Below are 17,319 nucleotides of genomic sequence, written 5' to 3'. Positions count from 1 at the left end.
ACGTGCGAGGCGCGAGCAGAACTCAGATCACCTCACGTGCGAGGCGCGCGATCGCGAACTCTTCGTTCGTTGGGTACACCAGCAGGGTGACCTTCGAATCGGGGGTGGAGATCACGCGAGGCTCGCCGATACGACCGTCGTTTGCTGCCAGGTCGATCTTCACGCCGAAGGGCTCTAATGCTTGGGCGAGTTCCTTACGAACATCCCAGTCGTTCTCGCCGATGCCAGCGGTGAAGGTGATGACATCCAGGCCACCGAGTTCAGCGGTGTAGGAGCCAACGTACTTGAGCAGGCGGTTGATGTAGACGTCCATGGCAACGCGAGCCTTGTGCTGCGCTTCCTTGTCGTCATCGTTGAAAATCATTTCCCACACGCTACGCATGTCGGATTCGCCGGTCAGGCCCTTCATGCCGGACTGCTTGTTGAACAGCGTGTCGATCTCGTCAATCGTCATGCCACCCTGGCGAGCCAGGTGGAAGACAACGGCCGGATCGATGTCGCCGGTGCGGGTGCCCATCATGAGGCCTTCCAACGGGGTCAAGCCCATGGAGGTATCGATCGGCTTACCGTTGAGGACTGCGGACACGGAAGCGCCATTTCCGAGGTGCATGACGATCTGCTTGAGATCATCGCGACCCAGGTACTTTGCGACCTCGCGGGAAACAAATTGGTGCGAGGTGCCGTGTGCGCCGTAGCGGCGAACAGCGTACTTCTCAGCGACTTCGGCGTTGAGTGCGTAGGTGTAGGCCTTTTCGGGAAGAGCCTGGAAGAACGCGGTGTCGAAGACTGCAACGTGAGGGATTTCCGGCATGAGCTCGCGAGCCACGTCGATGCCCTTGAGGTGTGCGGGGTTGTGCAGGGGAGCCATCGGGCAGAGCTCTTCGATGAGGTTACGGACCTCGTCGTTGATGACGGCCGGGCCATCGAAGTACTTGCCACCCTGAACGATACGGTGGCCGACGGCAACGATGCCAGCTTCTGCAAGCTTCGGGCCCTTGTTGTCGAAGAGGCGAAGAACCTCACGCATACCAACTTCGTGGTCTGCGATCGGAATTTCTTCGATGGTGACGTCGTCACCGTGGGTGTGCTTGATCTTGCCGACCGGGTCGCCGATACGTTCGACAAGGCCTTTGGCGATTGCTTCACCGGTTTCGGGATCGACCAGCTGGTACTTGATCGATGAAGAGCCGGAGTTAATGACGAGAACGGTCTGGGACACGAGTTCGCCTTTCCTGTGAGTAATCGGTAAAAACTTGGAAGCTTCAGCCCTGTGCCTGAACGGCGGTCAGAGCAACGGTGTTGACGATGTCCTCGACCAGTGCGCCACGCGACAGATCGTTGACCGGCTTGTTCAGACCCTGCAGAACCGGGCCGACAGCAACGGCACCGGAGGAACGCTGAACGGCCTTGTAGCCAATGTTGCCTGCGGATAGTGACGGGAAGATGAAGACGTTTGCCTTGCCGGCAACGGGGGAACCGGGGAGCTTCTTCGAAGCAACGGCCACGTCAACGGCTGCGTCGAACTGGATCGGGCCTTCCAGAGCGAGCTCTGGAGCCTTTGCCTGAGCAATGCGGGTTGCTTCCACAACGGCGTCGACGTCCGGGCCGGAGCCGGAAGTGCCGGTGGAGTAGGAGAGCATTGCAACGCGAGGCTCGACACCGAACTGAGCGGCGGTGCGTGCCGAGGAGATGGCGATGTCGGCAAGCTGTTCTGGAGTCGGGTTTGGGTTCACGGCGCAGTCGCCGAATGCCCACACCTGATCCTTCATCAGCATGAGGAAGATAGAAGAAACAATCGAGACACCGGGAGCGGTCTTGATGATCTGGAAGGAGGGAACGATCGTGTGCGCGGTCGTGTGGGCTGCGCCGGAAACCATACCATCTGCGTCGCCCATGTGGACCATCATCGTGCCGAAGTAGGACACGTCTTTGATCTTTTCGCGAGCCTGCTCGACGGTGACGCCCTTCTTTTCACGCAGGCGTGCGAATTCAACGGCGTATTTTTCGGACAGTTCTGGGTCGTCTACGGAGACGACGGATGCTGCGGTGAGGTCAATACCAAGTTCACCTGCGCGGGTTGCAACGGCAGCTGCGTCACCAACGAGGATGACATCTGCGATACCGCGAGCGAGGACCTCAGCAGCTGCTAGGAGGACGCGATCGTCTTCCGGTTCGGGCATGACGATGCGTTTGCGGTCTGCGCGTGCGCGGTCAATCAGATCTGCCTGGAAAGCGAGGGGAGTGACTGCGGTCGGGGCGGGGGCCTCAACCAGGGTTTTGATTGCCTCGTCGGAAAGGGGAAGGGAGAAGACGGGGACGTCGACGCCGAGAGCAGTGGGGGTGCCGGGCAGAATCACTGCCACGAGCTGCGCCTGGTGCGACTTGCAGCGGGCAGCGAAAACGTTGATTTCTTCGGTGAGCAGTTCGGCTGGAACACCTTCGGGGTCGAGGACCAAGATGACGTTTGCGCGAGCCGATGCTGCCAGGTTCACGTTCCAACGGATGGCATCGAACGTGCGAGCTTCTCCGGCGACAACTCCGTCGATGAGGACGAAGTCTGCGTCAGCTGCGCGAACAGCTTCGACAGCTGCCGGCAAAGCCGAGGTGCCGGAGGTCGCTGCTGCGGATGGGGTCGTGCCAGCGAGCGCGTTCATGCGCGCAAGCGTTCCACGCGCTGAAAGCGCGGTGGCAAGTTCGTGAGCTGCGTCTGTTGCAGCATTTGCGGAATCGGGCCCGACAACGATGTAACGGGAAGTCACTGATGCTCCTTCAACACGTGAAAATGTGCGCGGCCTGCACGGTCGCATGAACATGGTAGCGCGCTCCGGAGGCAAATTAAGACGTGAAGATGTGTGAATAATGCATTACCCCGTAGGCTTGCAGTGTGAAGAAGCAGGTGCGAATGAATACTTCGCCGTCGTATGCGTACTGGGGGACGATCGTTTTCGTCCTCGTCGGTGTTGGTGTTACGGCGATTTTGGCGCTTTTGAACCACCCTCATCGTGCGGTCTATGCCCTTGCTGGCACGTTGCTTGTGATGGCCTGTGCGCGTCTTGTTTTGCCGGGACGCCCATGGTTTGCTTCACGTAATCGGTGGATGGATGCCGTGGTGCTCGCTTTCTTGGCGCTTGGTATTTGGTATTTTTCGCCGTTCACGGCAACGATGAACCTTCTGTCCTAACCGCTCGGTCCGACATGGTTGTGCTGTCGGGGTCTTTGGGTTGGCGAACGTATTTCTTCTGTCGCATCTATGAGCGCGAGTGTATTTAATCAACTAATCTTGATGTCAAGATAATTTCTCGCGTAGCGCCAGCTCGCCCGACGAAAAGAGAAACGATGTCGAAAATTAAGGTTGCAGGCCCAGTCGTTGAACTCGATGGTGACGAAATGACCCGCATCATGTGGCAGTTCATTAAAGACCGTCTGATCCACCCCTACCTGGATGTTGATCTGCGTTACTACGACCTGTCGATCCAGAATCGCGACGCGACTGACGACCAGGTGACGATTGATGCTGCCAATGCGATCAAAGAGCATGGTGTGGGCGTCAAGTGCGCGACAATCACTCCCGATGAGGCGCGTGTTGAAGAGTTCGGCCTGAAGAAGATGTGGCGTAGCCCTAACGGCACGATTCGCAATATTCTTGGTGGCGTTGTCTTCCGTGAACCAATCATTATTGACAACATTCCGCGCCTCGTCCCCGGATGGACCAAGCCGATCGTTATCGGTCGACACGCATTCGGCGACCAGTACCGTGCGACTGACTTTAAGGTTCCGGGAGCGGGCACCATCACGCTGACCTTCACTCCCGACGATGGTTCGGAACCGATCGAGCACGAAGTGATCCGTATGCCTGAAGGTGGTGGCGTCACGATGGGCATGTACAACTTCAACGAATCGATCGCAGACTTCGCTCGAGCATCCTTTGAATACGGACTCAAGCGCAACTATCCGGTCTTCCTGTCGACGAAGAACACGATCCTCAAGGCCTACGATGGTGCGTTCAAGGACATTTTCGCCGATGTTTTCGAGCGCGAATATAAGGAAAGATTTGCCGAAGTTGGCTTGACCTACGAACATCGTCTGATTGATGACATGGTTGCCTCGTCCTTGCGCTGGGAAGGCGGCTACGTCTGGGCGTGCAAGAACTACGACGGTGATGTTCAGTCGGATACTGTCGCTCAGGGATTCGGTTCGCTGGGTCTGATGACCTCCGTCCTGATGACCCCAGATGGTCGCACGATGGAAGCTGAAGCCGCTCACGGCACTGTTACCCGTCACTACCGCAAGCATCAGGCGGGGGAACCAACGTCAACCAACCCGATTGCCTCGATTTTCGCTTGGACCCGCGCTCTTGCTCACCGAGGAATGCTTGATAATACGCCTGAGATTATCGATTTCTCCCACACGCTTGAGAAGGTCATCATTGACACGGTTCTTTCAGGCAAGATGACGCGCGATCTGTCTCGTCTGGTCGGTGGCGATACTCCGTGGCTCACCACCGAAGAGTTCCTTGTAGCGCTCGACGATAATCTGGCGAAAGCCCTCGCTTGATCTGCTCACTCAACGAAACGGGGGTGCGGTGAGCTTCGGCTTGCCCGCCCCGGTTTCGTCTCTATAGCGCGTGAAACTGCCCGAGTAGCGGTGTCGGAATGTTCGAATAGTGAACGAAAACTAATCGGAATGCGGTCTGTGGGCATCCTGTACGTATCCCGATCAGTCGAACGACTCAAGGAAAATCATGCGAAAGTTTATGCAGAAGAGCAGCATCCTCGTGTGGGTGCTCGTCGCAATCATCCTCGCCCTCGTGCTGGGATCCATCAAAGTGGGTGACTCGCACCTGGTGCCTGTCGCAGTTGGACGAGTCTTCGCGACATTCTCAGCTATCTTCAGCCAGTTCCTGTCCTTCTCGATTCCGCTCATCATCATCGGTCTGGTCACTCCGGCTATTGCTGATCTCGGACGTGGCGCGGGCAAGTGGCTCGGCATTACCGCCGCGCTGGCCTACACCTCGACTCTTTTCGCAGGCTTCCTGACCTACCTGGTCGCAGCAGCCGTCTTCCCGAAGCTCCTTTCGAACGGTCTTGCTGATGTTACCGAGCCCGGCTCGGCACTCGAATCGTTCTTCACCATCGAAATGCCTGCAGCTGTCCCGGTTATGACCGCGCTGTTGCTCTCCTTCGTGGTCGGCATCGGACTTGCAATGATCCCGCGTGGTGTTATGCGTAAGGGCTTCATTGAATTCCGTGCCATCATCACCAAGCTCATCGAGCGCATCATCATCCCGCTGTTGCCTTTGCACATCTTTGGTATCTTCTTGAACCTCACCTACACCGGTGAGGCGTGGGACATTATGCGCACCCTGGTCCGCGTTGTTGTCGTCGTCCTCCTGCTTGAGGTCGTCATCCTGCTCACGCAGTACATCGTTGCTGGCGCAATCGGCAAGAAGAACCCGATTAAGTCGCTGCTCACCATGATGCCCGCCTACCTGACGGCACTCGGCACCTCGTCGTCCGCGGCGACTATCCCGGTCACTCTGCGTCAGGCAAAGAAGAACGGCATCTCCGACGCCGTTGCATCCTTCACCATTCCGCTCTGCGCAACGATCCACCTGGCAGGCTCGACCTCGAAGATCTTCGCATTCGCGTTCGCCATCGTCATCACCCAGGGCATCGATGTCGGCCCTGTACAGTGGGTTGGCTTCATCTTCATGCTCGGCATCACGATGGTCGCAGCCCCCGGCGTTCCCGGCGGTGCAATCATGGCAGCAACCGGTCTACTCTCGTCGATGCTTGGCTTCGACGATGCCCAGGTTGCCCTCATGATCGCCACCTACATCGCCCTCGACTCCTTCGGCACCGCAACCAATGTGACCGGTGACGGCGCAATCGCGATCATCGTTGACCGGATGGCCGGTGGCAAGATCGGCGCAGAAGGCGATCCGGAGAACGCTCGTGAGCTTTCCTTCGACGGTATGGCTTACCTTGACCGCGTCTCGGTCGAAGGCGTTGTCAGCGCCGAAGACCTCGCTGCATCTGCTGCTGCGAACCCGTCGGCGAGTAACTGACGGATTGGCTCAAGCGCGTACCCGTCATTATTCGTCATCAAACGAATAGACGCTGATTCTTCAACGCACGAGCTCACATGCCCCTTCAGAGTGGTGGTCCGCAATGAGACATGCGGGCCACCACTCTTTTATTCCCGAAAAGTGTTCTGACACCCCTGAATACCCGATTGCTCTACCCATCACTTCCCGCTTCGCCGTAAACTGGACGAAACGTAAACTGGACGAAGCTGGTAACACTTTCAGACCGTGAACAGGAATGGAGCTTCACGCAATGGCTACTCCGCAACCGCTCAAAGCCCCTGCTGACTTCAAGATCGGCGTTCTCACATCAGGCGGTGACGCGCAGGGAATGAATGCGGCCGTCCGCGCCGTCGTGAGAACCGCGCTTGCCGTGGGCGCCCAACCCTATGCGGTCATGGAAGGGTGGGCCGGCGCCGTTAAAGGCGGAGATGCGATCAAGAAGCTCTGCTGGTCGGACGTCTCATCAATCCTCGCCGAGGGTGGCACGGTCATCGGTACGGCCCGGTGTCCAGAATTCCGCGATTACGAGGGCCGGCATGCGGCCGCGAAGAATCTGGTCGAACACGGTATTGACCACCTTGTCGTTATTGGTGGCGACGGCTCCCTCTCTGGCACGGATGAATTCCGAGGCGAATGGTCGCAGCACATTCGCGAACTCGTTGATGAAGGCGTGCTCAGTGAAGAAGAAGCGGCAAAGCATCCGGCTCTGATGGTTGTTGGTCTTGTCGGCTCGATCGACAATGACATGGTGGGCACCGACATGACAATCGGTGCGGATACTGCACTCCATCGCATTTTGGACGCGATGGATCAGCTGACCTCCACGGCAGCATCTCACCAGCGCACATTCGTTGTCGAGGTCATGGGTCGCCATTGTGGCTACCTCCCCCTGATGGCAGCGGTTGCCGGTGGTGCTGACTACGTGTTTACCCCCGAAGATCCGGTTGGACCGGGCTGGGAAGAAGACCTCGCTGAACACCTGCGTTTGGGTCGTGAAGCAGGGCGACGCGAATCCATCGTGTTGGTCGCCGAAGGTGCAACCGACCGCGAGGGTAATGTACTGACCACTCAACACATTGCCGATGTGATTACTGAGCGCACGGGTGAAGACGCTCGCGTGACGATCCTTGGCCACGTCCAGCGTGGTGGCTCGCCGTCAGCCTATGACCGTTGGATGTCATCGTTGCTTGGCTACGCCGCTGTTCAGGAAATGCTTTCAGCAACGCCGGAAAACACCCCGAATGTTCTGGGTGTCCGCCACAATCGCGTGACCCGTATTCCGCTGATGAAGGCGGTGCACGATACTCGTGCGGTCAAGCACCTGATTGTGGCTGGCGACTATGAAGCTGCCCAGGCTTCGCGCGGTGTTTCTTTCACGACGATGGTCGAAATTAACACGATCCTTTCGACTCCGCCTCAGCTGACGCCCGAACCTACTGAAAAGCCTCGTCGAATCGGTATCCTGCACGCTGGCGGTCTTGCACCTGGCATGAACACGGCAGCGCGCGCGGCAGTCCGCCTAGGCATCGCTCGCGGTTGGACGATGCTGGGAATCGAAGGCTCGTGGAAGGGTTTGGCCGATAACGCGGTCAAAGAACTGACCTGGGCTGACGTTGAAGGCTGGGCGTTCAAGGGTGGCGCGGAACTCGGCACGAGGCGCGATGTCCCCGAAGTTGAGCAGTTCTACGCCCTGGGACGCGCTATTGAACGTAACGAATTGGATGCGCTGATTGTTATTGGCGGCCTCAACGCCTACCTTGCTGTCCACTCGATGATCTCCGAGCGTGACCGCTACCCGGCGTTCCGTATCCCGATCGTTCTGGTTCCCGCCTCCATCGACAACAATCTGCCCGGTTCGGAACTATCGATCGGTGCCGATACCGCGATCAACAATGCCACCTGGGCGCTTGACCGCATCAAGGAATCCGCCGCAGCGACCAAGCGTTGTTTCGTCGCCGAAATCATGGGACGACGTTGCGGGTACCTGACGCTGATGGCGTCACTGTCATCCGGTGCTGAGTACATCTATCTCAACGAAGATGATGTGACTCTGAATGAGATCGCTGATGACACGAAGCGCATGGTTGATTCCTTCGCTGAAGGACGCCGCCTGTTCCTGGTCCTCGTCAACGAGGCAGTGTCGAAGTACTACGACCGCGAATTCCTTGCGTCCGTGTACGAGGCAGAATCTGACGGCAAGTACGACGTGCGTCATGCGGCGCTCGGCCACCTGCAACAGGGGGGTTCGCCCAGCCCGTTCGACCGCCTGCTGGCAACGCGTCTTGCTCACCGCGCGCTCGACCACATCAACAACCAGTTCAATCGTGGCGAATCCGAGGGCGTGTACATCGGTCAGGTGCGCAACCAGATCGAAGCTCGCCTGGTGAAGAACATGTTTGAGGATCTGGATATCCGCAATCGTCGTCCGTTCGATCAGTGGTGGCGAGAGCTCAGCCCGGTTCAGCGCATCGTTTCGATGAAGGATTCGGGTAAGCCCGCTGTCGAGATTTCCATCGCAGACGCAGATCCCGAGTAAGACATCGCCGAATCGTCTGATTCGACCAAAACTGTTTTTTCATTCAAGAACCGCGAACTCATCGCAGATCCATTGATACAGGAGAATTCATGACTGACAATCCGGTCGTTGACCCCACAATGACTCCCGCGTGGGAAGCACTGGACGGACGTGCCGACGCTTTTGACCCGGATCTTCGCGCTTGGTTCGGAGCTGATCCGAACCGTGCAACTCGCTGGACGATTGACGGCGCCGACCTGCACGTTGATTTTTCGAAGAACCTGATTGACGAAGGCGTGCTTGCTGACCTGCTGGCTCTTGCTGAGCAGACTGGCGTCTACGACCTGCGCGATCGCATGTTCGCCGGTGAGCACATCAACGTCACCGAAGACCGCGCTGTTCTGCATACCGCGTTGCGTCGCCCGGCAACCGACGAGCTGACCGTTGACGGCCAGGATGCGATCGCGGACGTTCACGAGGTTCTGAACAAGGTCTACGACTTCGCAGAGCGCGTTCGCTCCGGCGAGTGGACCGGTATTACCGGCAAGCCGGTTGAAACGGTTGTCAACGTTGGTATCGGTGGCTCGGACCTGGGCCCGGTCATGGCCTACGAGGCCCTGAAGCCCTTTGTCCAGGATGGTCTTGAATGCCGTTTCATCTCGAACATTGATCCGACCGACGCGGGTGAGACCACGAAGGATCTCGATCCGGAAACCACCCTGGTTATTGTTGCGTCGAAGACATTTACGACGCTTGAAACGATCACGAACGCCAAGGTTGTGCGCGACTGGTTCCTCGGCGCCCTGCGCGACCGTGGCATCGTTACCGACGAGGCAACCGAGAAGGGCGCCATCGCCAAGCACTTCGTCGCCGTGTCCACCGCTCTGGACAAGGTCGCTGAGTTCGGCATCGACCCGAACAATGCTTTCGGCTTCTGGTCCTGGGTTGGCGGCCGCTACTCCGTGGATTCCGCTGTCGGCACCTCGCTGGCAATCGCGATCGGCCCGGATGGCTTCGCTGAATTCCTTGAGGGCTTCAACGCGATGGATGTCCACTTCGCCACCGCGAAGCCGGAAGAAAACCTACCTATTCTCATGGGCATGCTGAACGTCTGGTACTCGAACTTCCTCGGTGCCGACACACACGCTGTCTTGCCGTACTCGCAGTACTTGCACCGCTTCCCGGCCTACCTTCAACAGCTGACCATGGAGTCGAACGGCAAGTCCGTCCGGCGCGATGGTGCTCCCGTCACCTACGAGACCGGCGAGGTCTTCTGGGGCGAACCGGGAACCAACGGTCAGCATGCCTTCTACCAGCTGATTCACCAAGGCACCCGCATGGTTCCCGCCGACTTCATTGCCTTCGCTAATCCGGCGTGGCCCCTGAAGGATGGCGAGGCTGACATGCACGAGCTGTTCCTGTCGAACTTCCTGGCTCAGACGAAGGCTCTGGCATTCGGCAAGACCTCGGACGAGGTTCGCGCCGAGGGCACCCCGGAGGCCATCGTTTCGGCTCGCGTCTTCACCGGTAATCGGCCGACCACGTCGATCATGGCACCGGCCCTGACCCCGCGTGTTCTTGGCGAACTGATTGCTCTCTACGAGCACATCACCTTCGTCCAGGGCGCCGTCTGGGGCATCGATTCCTTCGACCAGTGGGGCGTAGAGCTAGGCAAGGTCCTGGCCAAGCAGATCTTGCCGGCCATCGAAGGTGACTCGGCTGCACTCGACGCGCAGGATGCCTCCACGAAGGCTCTCATCGAGTACTACCGCGCGAACCGCAAGTGACCCTTCTCAGCTTAAGTGCTGCGCCGGTTTGACGGCTGTGCGCGACAAGCGTAGCGCCACAGTTTTGGCCTCGTTGATTTCATTATCGACGAGGCCGAAACTTTATTGTCGCTCTCTCCCTTCATAGCCGGGAGTGAGCGGGGAGCACCTATCCCCAGGCGCTCACGGAAATGTGGGGCGCATCTTGTGAAGCGGAAGCGTCCGACTTCTTCTTGTCGAATTTCTTGGATTTCTTGGACTTTGATGCGCCCTCATTCTTATCTTGGGATCCCGCGTCACCCGACTTCTCGTGGGCATGAGATGACAGAACCTCAGGAGTGAGCGAAGCCGAAAGACGATCTTTCGCAGCATCGACATCAAAATCGGCTTGTGGCCATGTGGGGTTAATGCCTTCGAGCGTACGGACAAGGAGCTCTTGGACTGCCAAGCGTGCATACCACTTGTGGTCGCCAGGAATGACATACCACGGAGCAATACGCGTCGAGGTCCGGCGAATCACTTCGGAATAGGCGTCTTGGTAGGCGCTCCAGTTGTCGCGAGTATCGAGATCACCCGTGGAGAACTTCCAGTGCTTATCTGGGCGCTCCAAGCGCTCCATCAGACGTTCCCCCTGTTCTTCATAGGAGACGACCAAGCAGACTTTAATGATCTTCATCCCGGCTCGAACGGCTTCTAATTCCATCTCGTAGATATCGTGATAGCGACGGTTTAGCTCATCCTCATCAGCGGTGAAGATAGATTCTTGGTTGGCGTTACGCGCGGAGGTGGGAACCAGAAGATCCTCATAGTGCGAGCGGTCAAAAACACCGATGTATCCCGGGCGGGGGAAGTGTGGGCGGACACGCCAAAGGAAATCGTGGGCACGCTCTTCTTCCGTGGGCGCTTTGAATGCTTTCAGAGCAACACCCTGCGGATCCACTTGCCCGATGACGTGGCGAACGATTCCGCCCTTACCAGCCGTGTCTAAACCCTGAAGGATCAACAGAACTGAATCCGACGCACCTTCCTTCGACGCGGCATACAGGCGTTCTTGGAGTTCAGAAAAATCAACTGCCCGCTTAGCCATCGCTTTCAACGCCTTCTTTTTGCTTGCGCCCCAACCGGGCGTGGCGTCACGAATGAAGGAATTCAGGTCGAACGCCTCAGAGGCAACCAGCAGATCGCGCGGATCACCCGTCCAATACTTCGACGGCCCAGACACGTAGGTCATGGTGTCTTCAGGTGACTCCTGACCTGTGTTTTCTTTCGATTCCATGATGACCTCCACCGCATGACCTCGACGCAACCTAGAAAATGCAAGGCTCGAAAACGAATGTACGTATGTGCAACTCTAATCATGGTCTAGATCACGTGCTTGCGTATATGAAAAGTAGGACTGCTAGCCCTGTTTTCCCACGCCGAAAGCGTTTAGGCTTGGAACGTCAGTATGTGGCGAAACCGCCACCAGGCGACGGCGAACACCGCCGACGCACACAAACTAAGAAGGAGTGCCGAATCATGGCAGAACCTCGCATCGTTACCGTCACCGGCGCCGCCGGCAACATTGGCTACGCCCTGCTTTTCCGTATTGCCTCCGGCCAGCTGTTCGGTCCCGATGTCCCCGTCAAGCTCAACCTTCTTGAGATCCCCCAGGGCGTGAAGGCCGCTGAGGGCACCGCAATGGAGCTCGATGACTGTGCATTCCCGACCCTTGCCGGCGTTGAAATCTTCGACGATGCCACCAAGGCATTCGAAGGTGCCAACGTTGCCTACCTCGTTGGCGCAATGCCGCGTCGGGCGGGCATGGAGCGCGCAGACCTGCTGGAAGCCAACGCAGGCATCTTCGGCCCGCAGGGCAAGGCCATCAACGATGGCGCAGCAGACGACATCCGCGTCCTCGTCGTTGGCAACCCGGCCAACACCAACGCCACCATTGCTCAGAACGCTGCTCCGGATGTTCCGGCATCCCGCTTCACCGCAATGATGCGTCTTGACCACAACCGTGCAGTTGCTCAGCTGGCCCACAAGACCGGCGCAGCAGTTGCCGACATTAAGGACGTTGTCGTGTGGGGCAACCACTCCGCAGACCAGTACCCGGACGTTTCCTACGCGACCGTTGCTGGCAAGAAGGCTGCTGACCTGGTTGACGAAGCATGGCTCTCTGAGACCTACCGTCCGGTTGTCGCAAAGCGTGGCGCCGCCATCATCGAAGCTCGTGGCGCATCCTCGGCAGCATCGGCTGCAAACGCAGCAATCGATCACATGTACTCTTGGATCCACGGCACCCCCGAGGGTGAATGGGTCACTGCGGGCGTCATGTCCGACGGCACCCACTACGACGTCCCAGCAGGCCTCTGCTTCGGCTTCCCGGTCACCTCTGACGGTGGCGAGTGGCAGATTGTCGACGGTCTGGAGATCTCCGAGGCAACTCGCGCAGGCATCGATCACAACATCAAGGCTCTGCAGGAAGAGTATGACGCAGTGAAGGCTCTCGGTTTCATCAAGTGAGCCCGTAGGCCCCGCGCTCGGGGTTGAGGCGGCCGCGGATCCTCGTGATCCGCGGCCGCCTCGTCGTGTCCGGGCCCCGCCCTCGCGGATCGGGAGACCCGAGGGCCCCGGGGAGACGCCCCGGCGGATTTCCGCAACCGGGTTCGATGTGCACATTTGTGGGCGGCGCGCACTCGGCAACGCATGAGCGGGAGGGGACCCCTCGCACCTGTGCGCATTCCCAGCGCGACCCCGTGCGCGGTGGCTAGGATGAACCTATCGCGAAGGAGCGGAGCCACCCGGGCGCCGCCTAGGATCGATGAGGAGGCCACCGTGGGTCTAAGAATCGTTCTCGCCGCCGATTCCGCTGGCGTCGAGTACAAGGATGTCCTGAAGAAAGATCTCGAAGCAGATCCGCGCGTCGACGAGGTCATTGACGCCGGCCTCAAGCCCGGAGAGGACGTCGACTACCCGCACGTCGCCGTCGCCGCCGCCCGCATGATCGCGGACGGGAAGGCCGATCGCGGTCTCTTCGTCTGCGGTACCGGCATGGGTGTCGCGATGGCCGCGAACAAGGTCCCCGGGATCCGCGCCTCGGTCGCGCACGACTCCTTCTCCGTTGAGCGCCTCATCCTCTCAAACAACGCGCAGGTCCTCACCTTCGGCGCCCGCGTCATCGGGCTCCAGCTGGCTCGGCGCCTCGCGAAGGAGTGGCTCGGCTACACCTTCGACGAGACCTCCGCCTCCGCCCCCAAGGTCGCTGCCCTCGAGGCCTACGACCGTGACCCCGACTTTCAGTTCGTCGGCTGCTGAAGCCCCCAGAACCTGGGACCGCTCGTTTGCGAGCACGAGCAGTCCCGGCGCCCTCCCCAGGGCGTCGCTCGCGACCACCCCATCTGACAGCAGGGCGAGGGCCTCGAGGACGAGGCCGACCCCCGAATCTTCAAGGATGAAGACATGACACCTGACGCAGCACTCGCCATCGGTTCGAACATGAACCTCTTCTGGCTCCTCATGGCCGCCGCCGGCGGCGTGTTCGGCACGATGATCGGCGCGAACTACGCCTTCTCGTTCACCGGCGTGACGATTCTCCTCGGCTTCGGCGTCGCCGCGGCCACCGGCTCCACCACAGTTCTCGATTACGTCTCCTTCGGCCCCGCCTTCGGCCCGCACATCGCCTTCGCGGGCGGCGTCGCCGCCGCGGCCTACGCCGCGAAGAAGGGCTACCTCAAGTCCGGCGGAAAGGACATCAACAGCCCGCTCGCCGGCCTCGGCAAGCCCGACGTGCTCCTCATCGGCGCTCTCTTCGGTGTCGGCGGCTACCTCTTCCAGAAGCTCGTCGCTCTCGTCCCGTGGTTCGGCACGCACACCGACTCGGTCGCCTTTACCGTGGTCTGCTCCGGCATCCTCGTCCGCGTAGTCTTCGGCAAGACCGGCGTCTTCCATTCGATCACGAAGCCCGAGGGCACGACCCGCTGGCTCGACTGGCAGGAGACCCCCGGCCAGCTCCTCACCGTCTCCGCCTTCGCGGGTCTCTTCGCCTCCGGCATCGCGACGATGCTCGTCGGCTACATCGCCCCGAACAGCGCGAACGGCGGCGTCATCATCGCGAACGCCCAGGCGATCCCCTTCGGGATCTCCGCGCTCTGCATCTTCTTCGTCGCCGGTGGCCTGAAGTTCCCGGTCACGCATCACATGACGATCTCGGCCGGCCTCGCCGCCGTCCTCTTCTTCAACGCGACCGGCTCCGGAATGCTCGCCGTCCTTGTCGGCACCTGCTTCGGCGTTCTCGCGGGCTTCGCCGGCGAGTACTTCGCCCGCTGGACCTACGCCCACGGCGACACGCACATCGATCCGCCCGCCGGCGTCATCTGGCTGATGAACACCCTCGCGGTCTCCGCCGCCGCCCTCGTCGCCTGAACGGCGACCCGAACCGACCGAAAGGAACGCCGTGTCCGCCACAGCCCTCACCGCCTGGCCCGAGCGCCTCTACGACGCGTACGTCTTCGACATGGACGGGACCATCTACCTCGGCGACCACCTCCTCCCCGGGGCGAAGCGCCTCATCGAGGAGCTGCGGCGGCGCGGCATCCCGGTCCGCTTCCTCTCGAACAACCCGACGAAGGATCCCGAGCAGTACGTCGAGAAGCTCGAACGGCTCGGACTGCCGACCCCGGTCGAGGAGATCGCCAACACGGTCGTCACGACGACCCGCTGGCTCCTCGAGAACAAGCCCGGCGCCGTCGTCTTCCCGATCGCCGAGGAGCCCCTCATCCGCGCCTTCCACGAGGCCGGCATCGAGATGAGCGACGATCCGGAGAAGATCGACGTCGTCGTCGCCTCCTACGACCGGACCTTCGACTACCGCAAGCTCCAGATTGCCTTCGACGCGATCTGGTTCCACAAGCGCGCGACCCTCATCGCGACCAACCCCGACCGCTTCTGCCCGTTCCCGGGTGGACGCGGAGAACCCGACTGTGCGTCGATCATTGCCGCCATCGAGGCGTGCACGAACACGAAGTGCGAGATGGTCGTCGGCAAGCCCGATCCCGTCATGGCCGAGGCCGCCCTCGGCAATACGGACGTCGACCCGACCCGATGCGTGATGGTCGGCGACCGCATCATGACCGACATCAAGATGGCCGTGAACACCGGCATGTTCTCGGCCATGCCCCTCACGGGGGAATCCACCCTCGAGGAGGCCCTCGCCCTCCCCGAGGCCGAGCGCCCCACCCACGTCCTCGACCGCGTCGACCGCCTCATCCCGAGGGCACTCTGGGACGAGATCGGCTGGACCGAGGAAAACGACCCCATCGTCTGAGCGCCCCGAGCGCCCCACTCCAACAGCACCCGAGCCGCAGTGCCGCGGCAGACAAGAAAGAGACCAAGAAATGGTTGCACCCGGATACGAAGGCCCGTTCGTCATGGGATTCGACTACGGTACGGAGTCGTGCCGAGCCGCGATCTTCGACCTCGCCGGACACCCGATCGCCTTCGCGGCGACCCCCTACAAGACCCACCACCCCCGCCCCGGCCAGGCCGAGCAGAGCCCCGCCGACTGGTGGAACGCCCTCGTCGCCTCGACCCGCAAGGTCCTCGACGAGACCGGCATCCCCGCTCGCCACATCGCCGGCATCTCCTACGACGCGACGACGATGACCGTCGTCGCCATGGATCGGAACGGCCGTGAGCTGCGCAACGCGATCATGTGGATGGACGTCCGCGCGACCGAGCAGTCCGCCCGCGCCGAAACGATCGATCACTGGGCGCGCCTCTACAACGGCGGCGGCACGATGCCCGCGACCGCCGAGTGGTACCCCTTCAAGGCCGCGTGGCTCAAGGAGAACGAGCCTGAGACCTACAAGAACGCCTACCGCCTCGTCGACGCGCCCGAGTGGCTCACCTACAAGCTCACCGGCGAGTGGACGCTCAACATCAACTCCGCGGCCCTGCGCATGTACTACAACCGCGATAAGGGCGGCTGGCCGGTCGAGTTCTACGAGCACATCGGCTGCGGCGACGTCTTCGAGAAGATCCCCGAGAAGATCTACGATCTCGGCCACCCGATCGGTGGCCTCTCGATCTCCGCCGCCCAGGAGCTCGGCCTCCTCCCCGGCACTCCGGTTGCCCAGGGCTGCGCCGACGCGTGGGCCGGCCAGATCGGTCTCGGCGTCGTCTCGCCCGGCAAGACCGCCGTCATCACCGGCTCCTCGCACGTCATCACGGGCCAGTCCGGCAACCCGCTCCACGGCGAGGGCTTCTTCGGCGGATACACCGACGGCGTCATCCCCGGCCAGTACACGTGCGAGGGAGGTCTCGTCTCCTCCGGATCCGTGCTCAAGTGGTTCAAGGACAACTTCTGCCGCGACCTCACGGGCGCGGCCGAGCGCCTCGGCATGAACCCCTACAAGATCCTCGACGAGCGAGTCGCCGATATCCCGGTCGGCTCCAACGGGCTCATCATCAACGAGTACTTCCAGGGCAACCGCACCCCTTACACCGACTCCAAGGCCCGCGGCATCATGTGGGGCCTCACCCTCGGCACGACGCCCGAGCAGGTCTACCACGCGATCGAGGAGGCCGTCTGCTACGGCACCGCGCACGTCCTCAAGGCCTTCAAGGACGCGGGCTTCGAGTCGACCGAGCTCGTCGCCTGCGGCGGCGCCACGAAGTCGCGCGACTGGATGCAGATGCACTCCGACGTCACGGGCCTGCCCATCACGCTCACCGAGGTCGGGGACGCCGTCGTCCTCGGTTCGTGCATGCTCGCCGCCGTCGGCTCGGGCCAGTACCAGTCGATCGAGGACGCGGCCCGCAACATGGTCCGCGAGACTGCGCGCATCGAGCCCCGCCCCGACGTTCACGAGGAGTACCAGTTCTACCTCGAGAAGTACATGGAGACCTACCCGCAGATGCAGGACCTCTCGCATCAGATGATCGATCACCTCGCGTGACCGGCAAGG

General features: G+C 60.6%; 13 protein-coding genes. 10 read left to right on the top strand and 3 right to left on the bottom strand.

What is annotated here, in order from left to right; all coding sequences use genetic code 11:
• Positions 1-22: 22 nt before the first annotated feature.
• Together QP381_RS06180 and pta are read right to left on the bottom strand one after the other, a co-directional pair.
• Complete coding sequence (locus QP381_RS06180; protein WP_006681432.1) at positions 23-1,219, bottom strand: acetate/propionate family kinase; 1,197 nt, start codon at positions 1,217-1,219, stop codon at positions 23-25.
• Between the two features lie 43 nt (positions 1,220-1,262).
• Positions 1,263-2,807, bottom strand: coding sequence for a phosphate acetyltransferase (pta, locus tag QP381_RS06175; protein ID WP_181002080.1), 1,545 nt, complete (start codon positions 2,805-2,807; stop codon positions 1,263-1,265).
• A gap of 77 nt (positions 2,808-2,884) precedes the next feature.
• On the opposite strand from pta, the gene QP381_RS06170 reads away from it, so the two are divergent.
• The 5 genes from QP381_RS06170 (at position 2,885) to pgi (ending at position 10,390) form a co-directional block, all read left to right on the top strand.
• Entirely contained in the window at positions 2,885-3,181 is a 297-nt protein-coding gene (locus QP381_RS06170) for a DUF3017 domain-containing protein (RefSeq protein ID WP_285068092.1), read from the top strand.
• A gap of 155 nt (positions 3,182-3,336) precedes the next feature.
• Positions 3,337-4,554 (top strand): NADP-dependent isocitrate dehydrogenase, encoded by a 1,218-nt coding sequence (locus tag QP381_RS06165; RefSeq protein ID WP_103631728.1) that lies wholly within the window; start codon positions 3,337-3,339, stop codon positions 4,552-4,554.
• 187 nt (positions 4,555-4,741) lie between these two features.
• Positions 4,742-6,067 carry a dicarboxylate/amino acid:cation symporter gene (locus QP381_RS06160; protein ID WP_103631727.1) on the top strand — a complete coding sequence of 442 codons (1,326 nt, stop codon included), beginning with the start codon at positions 4,742-4,744 and terminating at the stop codon, positions 6,065-6,067.
• 271 nt (positions 6,068-6,338) lie between these two features.
• Positions 6,339-8,624, top strand: coding sequence for a 6-phosphofructokinase (locus tag QP381_RS06155; RefSeq protein WP_103631725.1), 2,286 nt, complete (start codon positions 6,339-6,341; stop codon positions 8,622-8,624).
• Between the two features lie 89 nt (positions 8,625-8,713).
• Positions 8,714-10,390: a glucose-6-phosphate isomerase gene (gene pgi, locus QP381_RS06150; protein ID WP_006681426.1), complete on the top strand. Its 1,677-nt coding sequence runs from the start codon at positions 8,714-8,716 to the stop codon at positions 10,388-10,390.
• Positions 10,391-10,538: 148 nt separating this feature from the next.
• On the opposite strand, the gene QP381_RS06145 is transcribed toward pgi, so the two are convergent.
• A complete protein-coding gene (locus tag QP381_RS06145) occupies positions 10,539-11,645 on the bottom strand; it encodes a PPK2 family polyphosphate kinase (RefSeq protein WP_285068091.1) in 1,107 nt (368 codons plus the stop codon).
• 242 nt (positions 11,646-11,887) lie between these two features.
• Between QP381_RS06145 and QP381_RS06140 the strand changes: the two genes are divergently transcribed.
• The 5 genes from QP381_RS06140 (at position 11,888) to QP381_RS06120 (ending at position 17,310) form a co-directional block, all read left to right on the top strand.
• Entirely contained in the window at positions 11,888-12,877 is a 990-nt protein-coding gene (locus QP381_RS06140; protein ID WP_103631723.1) for a malate dehydrogenase, read from the top strand.
• A 312-nt stretch (positions 12,878-13,189) separates the two neighbouring features.
• Positions 13,190-13,669, top strand: coding sequence for a ribose-5-phosphate isomerase (locus QP381_RS06135; protein ID WP_006681423.1), 480 nt, complete (start codon positions 13,190-13,192; stop codon positions 13,667-13,669).
• A 144-nt stretch (positions 13,670-13,813) separates the two neighbouring features.
• Entirely contained in the window at positions 13,814-14,776 is a 963-nt protein-coding gene (locus tag QP381_RS06130; protein ID WP_006681422.1) for a hypothetical protein, read from the top strand.
• Between the two features lie 31 nt (positions 14,777-14,807).
• Positions 14,808-15,677, top strand: a complete 870-nt coding sequence (locus tag QP381_RS06125) for an HAD-IIA family hydrolase (protein ID WP_285068090.1) — start codon at positions 14,808-14,810, stop codon at positions 15,675-15,677.
• Between the two features lie 70 nt (positions 15,678-15,747).
• Positions 15,748-17,310 carry an FGGY-family carbohydrate kinase gene (locus tag QP381_RS06120; protein ID WP_006681420.1) on the top strand — a complete coding sequence of 521 codons (1,563 nt, stop codon included), beginning with the start codon at positions 15,748-15,750 and terminating at the stop codon, positions 17,308-17,310.
• The last annotated feature ends 9 nt before the right edge of the window (positions 17,311-17,319 follow it).

Origin of the sequence: Pauljensenia sp. UMB6358, from assembly GCF_030216865.1 — a bacterium.
Classification (GTDB): Bacteria; Actinomycetota; Actinomycetes; order Actinomycetales; family Actinomycetaceae; genus Pauljensenia; species Pauljensenia turicensis_A.
The sequence above is the reverse complement of the archived record's forward strand: the minus strand, read 5'-3'. Positions and strand labels throughout refer to the sequence as shown.

What these genes read in the sequence shown, in the direction of transcription:
- QP381_RS06155 (WP_103631725.1), top strand. Translation starts at nt 6,339, where the DNA reads ATGGCTACTCCGCAACCGCTCAAAGCCCCTGCTGACTTCAAGATCGGC.
- QP381_RS06145 (WP_285068091.1), bottom strand. Translation starts at nt 11,645, where the DNA reads ATGGAATCGAAAGAAAACACAGGTCAGGAGTCACCTGAAGACACCATG.
- QP381_RS06140 (WP_103631723.1), top strand. Translation starts at nt 11,888, where the DNA reads ATGGCAGAACCTCGCATCGTTACCGTCACCGGCGCCGCCGGCAACATT.
- QP381_RS06160 (WP_103631727.1), top strand. Translation starts at nt 4,742, where the DNA reads ATGCGAAAGTTTATGCAGAAGAGCAGCATCCTCGTGTGGGTGCTCGTC.
- QP381_RS06130 (WP_006681422.1), top strand. Translation starts at nt 13,814, where the DNA reads ATGACACCTGACGCAGCACTCGCCATCGGTTCGAACATGAACCTCTTC.
- pta (WP_181002080.1), bottom strand. Translation starts at nt 2,807, where the DNA reads ATGCGACCGTGCAGGCCGCGCACATTTTCACGTGTTGAAGGAGCATCA.
- QP381_RS06120 (WP_006681420.1), top strand. Translation starts at nt 15,748, where the DNA reads ATGGTTGCACCCGGATACGAAGGCCCGTTCGTCATGGGATTCGACTAC.
- pgi (WP_006681426.1), top strand. Translation starts at nt 8,714, where the DNA reads ATGACTGACAATCCGGTCGTTGACCCCACAATGACTCCCGCGTGGGAA.
- QP381_RS06165 (WP_103631728.1), top strand. Translation starts at nt 3,337, where the DNA reads ATGTCGAAAATTAAGGTTGCAGGCCCAGTCGTTGAACTCGATGGTGAC.